Genomic DNA, 6,000 nt, shown 5'->3' with positions numbered 1-6,000 from the left:
CCGATAGCGCGCCATCGAAAACGGAAACGAGCGACAGAAAATCCGCCGCTCGTGTCCTACAACTCGGAATGGCGCCGTGCCTGGCACGGGGGCTTTCTTTCGTCTTGCGGTGCGGGATCAGCCGTTGGCGGCGGGCTTGTAGCTGATCGTCTCGGCGGCGGTGAACCGTCCGCCCGACGTCTTGCGGATCTTGCCCTCGCGCAGCAGCTGGCCAAAGCTGCGCAGCCGGTCCTCGCGGGAGCTGTCGGTAACCTCGGCCTGGCGCAATGTCGTCATCAGCTGCGGGCGCGAGAACTGGTCGCGGCCCTCGACGTAGGACATGTAGGCGGCGGCGGCCTCCAGGAGCTCTGGCAGGTCGGCGGCGCCCACGTCCTGGGCATAGGCGGCAAAGCCGGACGCGGAGCCGGACTCTGCGGTGGTGTCCGGCGCCGGCTCTGTGCGGCGCACGCGGCGCGGGCGGACCGGGCCGGCCTCGGCGGCGTCAGAGGCCGCGGCGACACGCTGTTCTGCAACCAGTTTCAGCGGCGTGGGCGCATCGTCATGGGCCGCGGGGCGGGGGCTGGGGTGGCTCACGCTTTGCGGGCGGCGCGGGCGCACCACGTTGGCCAGGTCCTCGCGGTAGGGTTCCTGTTCCTCGGCGGCATCCGCCTTCTGGCCCAGCAGCCGGTCGGCCTTGGTGGCGGCCACGGCGGCGCGCAGGTGGGCAATGGCGGTGCGACGGCGGTTGCCCTCGGGTTCGTCCATCTCGGTGTTGGTCTGGTCCAGCAGGCGTGAGGTGTCGCCGTCGCCGACCTCTCCTTCGGTCAGCATGGCGCGGGCGGGGCTGGCCAGCTTGACGGCCTTGCGGGCGCTGTCCTGGACCGCCTCGGCCACCTCTTCGTCCCAGTCCCGGGCCGGCTCGGCCTCGGGGGCGGTGATCGGGTTGTCGAGCCGCAGAGGCGCGGAGGCCTCATCGGGCGTGGCGGCAGTTGCGGCTGCGGTGGCCATCAGGTCCGCGTCCGCGTCCGCGTCCGCGACAGTGTCCGTGGCATCCGCCAGGGCGGCATCGTCATCCTCGTCCCAGGCGCCAAAGTCGCTGGCCAGTTCCGCCTTCACGGCGGCCAGTTCGCGGGCCAGTTCCTCTTCTTCCTCGGGGCTGAGGCTGCTGGTCTCGTCCGGGGTGAAGCCCCCGGGCGCGGTGTCGTCCAGCACTTCTTCCAGCGTGCCTTCGTCGATGGCCTGTTCAAAGACGGCGCGCTTGACCTTGACGATGCGGGCGCGCACCGGGGCGGGCTCGGGTTGATCCTCGGGGGGCAGGTCATCCATCTGTGCCGGTTCGGGCGCTTCTGCCACCGGGTCCGGCGCGGCCTCTGCCGCCCAGGCCCGGTCAAGCGCGGTCTCTGCATCATCCTCGGGCGCCTCGGCCAGGTCATCGCTCTCGTCCGGCCCGGCATCCGGGCGCATCGGCCCGGTGGCCATTGCAGCGGCGATGGCGGTCGTGGCGGCCAGGGGCAAGGCGCCCGTGGTCCGCTCATTTTCCTCGTCGTCGTCCTCGGCCATCAGGCTGGCCACGGCGGCATCCAGTGCGCTGTCGTGGTCCTCTTCCGGTTCCTCAAGCTCGGCGGACAGGCCCGAACCCACATCGGAGTCCTCTTCGTCCTCTTCGGCAAACAGGGAGTCGTCCAGCTCAGGCGCGTCGGCGTCGCCGCTTTCGACGACCAGTTCGTCCAGCAGCGTTTCCAGTGCGTCGCTTTCGGGCGCCTCTTCAGGCTTTTCCACCTCTGCCACCGGCGGCTCTTGCGCATCCTCTTCCTCGACAGAGGCGACGACGGCACGGATCCGGTTCAACTTGGCGGTGATATCGTCCGGAGCGGAGGTCTGCGGAGCAGGCGCAGCCTCCGGCCCGTCGGGGGCCACGTCGTCCAGCGCGACCTCGGGGACGAGGTCGGCGGTCGCGGGCTCCGGTCTTTCGGTCAGAACGGCGGTGGCCTCGATGGTATCGTCATCGGGCAGCAGGTCATCGGCAGTGGTCTCGTCGGCGCGGCCCGACATCGCGGCGGCCATCGCCCCGGCAGAGGCGGCGGCGGCCATGACGCGCGGCGGGCTGCCCAGCGACAGCGTGCCGCTGCCCGGCTCCGACAGGCGGTCGCGCAGGTACTCCGAAGCCAGTTCGGGATCGAACTGCGGCGGTTCGGCACCAAAGAACCGGTCCTCTCCCACGACACCGCGAAAGAATTGTGTGGCTTCCTTGACCGCCTCCAACGGATCGTCGAACCCCTCGGCGGTGCAGGAGAAGGTGCCGTAGGACACGGTCAGGATCTTGCTCGAACTCACCATAGTGCTGCTCACTTTCTTTCGTTCTGCAACAGAGTGTTTACCACGCTGACCGGGACGAAAGCTGATCGAATCTGTGCCCGGAAGGGTATCATTTCGTGACCGGATTGTGATCTGTTTCCCAAACCGCCATTAATTCGCCATGAAATCTAAAATTGTTCATAGCGATGCGCCGGTTCTGCTTGTGGGCGGCGGCGAGGTCGATGACGCGGTGCTGGCCCGGGCGGTGCAGGCGGCGGAGGTGGTCGTTGCGGCCGACAGCGGCGCGGCCGTGGTGCTGGCGCAGGGGCGGATGCCCGACGCGGTCTATGGTGACATGGATTCGCTGGCGCCAGAGGTGCAAGCCCGGCTGGATCCCGGCGTGCTGCGGCCCATCGCGGAACAGGACAGCACCGATTTCGACAAGTGCCTGCGCCATATCTCGGCGCCGCTGGTCTTTGGCTACGGGTTCCTGGGCAAGCGGCTGGATCATCAGCTGGCGGCCATGACGGTGCTGGCCGCGCGCGCCGATGTACGCTGCGTGCTGATCGGGGCCGAGGACGTGACGCTGCTTTGCCCGCCCGAGCTGGTGCTGGACCTTGCTCCGGGCACGCGGCTGTCGCTGTTCCCGATGGCGCCGGTCACGGGTCGGTCAGAGGGGCTGCGCTGGCCCATCGACGGGCTGAACTTTGCGCCCTCCGGCCCGGTGGGCACCTCGAACGAGGTGACGGGGCCGGTACGCCTGTCGATGGATGCGCCCGCGATGCTGCTCATCCTGCCGGTGGAATGCCTGAATGCACTGCTTGCGGGACTGGCCGCCGCGCCCGGTGGATGGCCCGCTCGCGCATGACGATATACAGCCCGGCGGCGATGGTGACACCGATCCCCAGCGTCGCCAGCGGCCCCGGCAGGTCGCCGAAGATCACATAGCCCACGGCGGTGGCAAAGGGGATTTCCAGGTACTGCATCGGCGCCAGGGTCGAGGCGGGCGCATAGCGCAGCGACCATGTCATCAACAGGTGCGCCAGCGTCCCCGCGACGCCCATCGCCGTGATCAGGCCCCATCCGCGGGCAGAGGGCGCGATCCAGGCCAGCTCCTCGACCGCGTCGCGCGGCGTCAGCGCCATGACCGGCACCATGATCGCCAGCGCGATCATGGCCGAGACCGCCTGCATCGCGATGGGATCGGTCTCTCCGGCGATGCGCCGCGTCACCAGCATGAAGAGCGCAAAGACCACCGCCACGCCCAGCGGCAAAAGCGCGGGCCAGCCAACCTCGGAAAAGGCCGGCTGCACCACCATGAGCGTGCCGATGAACCCCACCGCGCTGGCCGCCAGCCGCCGCCAGCCCACTTCTTCTCCCAGGAACCAGAACCCCAGCAGCAGCAGGATGAAGGGCATCACATAGGCGATGGCGATGGCATCGGCCAGCGGCAGGTACAGAAGCGAGGTAAAGACCAGCGAGATCCCGGCGATATGCAAGAGTGTGCGCAGGGTGACATAGAACAGGATGCGCCCGTCCATCTGCCAGACCCGGCGTGTCGCCACGGTCAGAGGCACCAGGATCGCCGCCTGAAAGGCAAAGCGCAGCGTCACCAGTTGGCCCACCGCCATCTCGGGGCCCAGCAGTTTCGCCAGCGCATCGGCAAAGGGCGCCAGCAGGCAAAACGCCAGCATCAGGGAAATGCCCATCATGGGGCGATCAAGATCGGTGCTGCTCATGCGCGGACCCTAGCGACGGGGTGACCGGGGCGAAACGGCAAAAGCGCCTAGCTGCCGTCGGGGCGGTCCAGGGTCTCCAGCAAGGCGGGTAGCGTGGCGACGGGCAGTTCCGGACTGCGGCGCCAGGGGGCGTAGCTGTACAGGGTCACAGCTCCGAACAGGGTCAGCGCGGCGACCGGCACCACCATGCCGACCAGCCGGTCGGTCTCGACCCCGGTGGCCAGCGCCGCGATCCCGATGCCCAGCCCCATCACCAGCGCCAGGACCCCGATCCCGAACCAGACCATGCGCAGCCTGCCGGTTTCGCCGATCCGCTCCGGCAGGTCCGGGGCATGACGGGCCAGCCGCTCGGCCACGGCGCTGCAGAGCGCGCGGTGGGCGGCCCGATCCGGGTGGTCGGCGGGCAGGCCGAGGCGGCTGTTGATGGTAATCCGGATCAGGCCCGATGGTGCTGTCAGGTCCAGCCGCCGCAACCGCATCAGCTGGACCTTCGAGTCGACAAGGGTGGCCTGATCGACCGTCGACAAATCAAGGGGCCCCTGCGGCCCGGTCAGAATGTCTCCGTCCAGCTGCCAATCCTGCGGCCCGCGCAGCGGCGCGGGACAAAAGCGATAGGTCTCAGCCAAGCGCGCGCCAGCCGATGTCACGGCGATGTACGCCCTCGGGCCAGTCGACCGCATCCACCAGCCTATAGGCGCGGTCGCGCGCCTCTTGCAGCGTTGCGCCGCGCGCGGTGGCATTCAGCACCCGCCCGCCATTGGCCAGCACCTTGCCGCCCTCCGCCTTTGTCCCGGCGTGGAACATCATGTGGAAACTGTCCTCGGGCAGGGCGTCCAGCCCGCGGATTTCGGTGCCCTTGGCATAATCGCCGGGATAGCCCTCGGCGGCCAGGACCACGGTCATCGCGTGATCTTCGGCCCAGGTGACCTGCGCTTCGGCCAGACGTCCATCCGCACAGGCATGCATCAGGTCCAGCGCCTGCGCGCCCAGCCGCAGCATCAGCACCTGGCACTCGGGGTCGCCGAAACGGACGTTGTATTCCACAAGCCGGGGCTGGCCGTTCTCGATCATCAAGCCAACGTAAAGCACACCCTGGTAGGGCATCCCGCGCCGGGCCATCTCGGCCATCGTCGGGCGCACGATTTCCTCCAGCGCCTTTTGCGTGACCTCGTCTGTCATGACGGGCGCGGGCGAATAGGCCCCCATGCCGCCGGTGTTGGGGCCGGTGTCGCCTTCACCGATGCGCTTGTGATCCTGCGCGGTGCCGATGGGCAGGCAGGTCTCGCCGTCGACCAGAACGAAGAAACTCGCCTCTTCGCCCTGCATGAAATCCTCGATGACGATTTCGGCCCCGGCCTCGCCAAAGGCCCCGCCGAACATCTCGTCCACGGCGGCTTTGGCGGTTTCCTCGTCCATCGCCACAACGACGCCCTTGCCGGCCGCCAGCCCGTCGGCCTTGACCACGATCGGCGCGCCCACCGCTTCGATGTAGTGATGCGCACCCGACGGGCCATTGAAGGCCACCCAGCTGGCCTGCGGCGCATCCGCCGCGTCGCAGATTTCCTTGGTGAATTTCTTCGACGACTCCAGTTGGGCCGCCGCCGCCGAGGGCCCGAAGACAAGGATGCCCGACTCGCGCAGGCGGTCGGCCACACCTGCGGCCAGCGGCGCCTCGGGGCCGATGATGACAAGGTCGATGGCGTTTTCGCCTGCGAATTCCGTCACTGCGCCCGGGTCCTCGATATTCAGCCGCGCGCATTCGGCGATCTGCGCGATCCCGGCGTTGCCCGGGGCAACGATCAGCTTGTCGCATTTCGGGTTCTGCAAGGTGGCCCAGGCGAGGCTGTGTTCGCGGCCGCCGCTGCCGAGGATGAGGATGTTCACGGGCGCACTCCTATGCTGGCCGGGGGGCAGGCGGACCCGTCGCTTCCCCGGGGATTTGGACCAAGAAGACGCCGGGGGCGTCTTTTCGGGCGGTTGGCCGTCG

The 6,000-nt window shown here is 68.6% G+C and carries 5 protein-coding genes; 1 reads left to right on the top strand and 4 read right to left on the bottom strand.

Going from position 1 to position 6,000, the window contains the following annotated elements:
* Positions 1–117 precede the first annotated feature (117 nt).
* Complete coding sequence (locus tag KZZ07_RS20000) at positions 118–2,316, bottom strand: hypothetical protein (protein WP_219516675.1); 2,199 nt, start codon at positions 2,314–2,316, stop codon at positions 118–120.
* 139 nt (positions 2,317–2,455) lie between these two features.
* Between KZZ07_RS20000 and KZZ07_RS19995 the strand changes: the two genes are divergently transcribed.
* Complete coding sequence (locus KZZ07_RS19995; RefSeq protein ID WP_219516672.1) at positions 2,456–3,142, top strand: thiamine diphosphokinase; 687 nt, start codon at positions 2,456–2,458, stop codon at positions 3,140–3,142.
* Here KZZ07_RS19995 and KZZ07_RS19990 read toward each other — a convergent pair.
* Genes KZZ07_RS19990 through purD form a run of 3 tightly spaced genes read right to left on the bottom strand, consistent with a single transcriptional unit; the run spans position 3,063 to position 5,897 of the window.
* Entirely contained in the window at positions 3,063–4,013 is a 951-nt protein-coding gene (locus KZZ07_RS19990) for a DMT family transporter (RefSeq protein ID WP_219516671.1), read from the bottom strand. The two genes, KZZ07_RS19995 and KZZ07_RS19990, sit on opposite strands and share 80 nt — an antisense overlap.
* A gap of 47 nt (positions 4,014–4,060) precedes the next feature.
* Positions 4,061–4,639 (bottom strand): hypothetical protein, encoded by a 579-nt coding sequence (locus tag KZZ07_RS19985; protein WP_219516670.1) that lies wholly within the window; start codon positions 4,637–4,639, stop codon positions 4,061–4,063.
* Entirely contained in the window at positions 4,632–5,897 is a 1,266-nt protein-coding gene (purD, locus tag KZZ07_RS19980) for a phosphoribosylamine--glycine ligase (RefSeq protein ID WP_219516669.1), read from the bottom strand. The genes KZZ07_RS19985 and purD overlap by 8 nt, the downstream gene beginning before the upstream one ends.
* Positions 5,898–6,000 lie beyond the last annotated feature (103 nt).

This window comes from Mameliella sp. CS4, assembly GCF_019392335.1.
In the GTDB taxonomy this organism is placed as follows: Bacteria; Pseudomonadota; Alphaproteobacteria; order Rhodobacterales; family Rhodobacteraceae; genus Antarctobacter.
The sequence above is the reverse complement of the archived record's forward strand: the minus strand, read 5'-3'. Positions and strand labels throughout refer to the sequence as shown.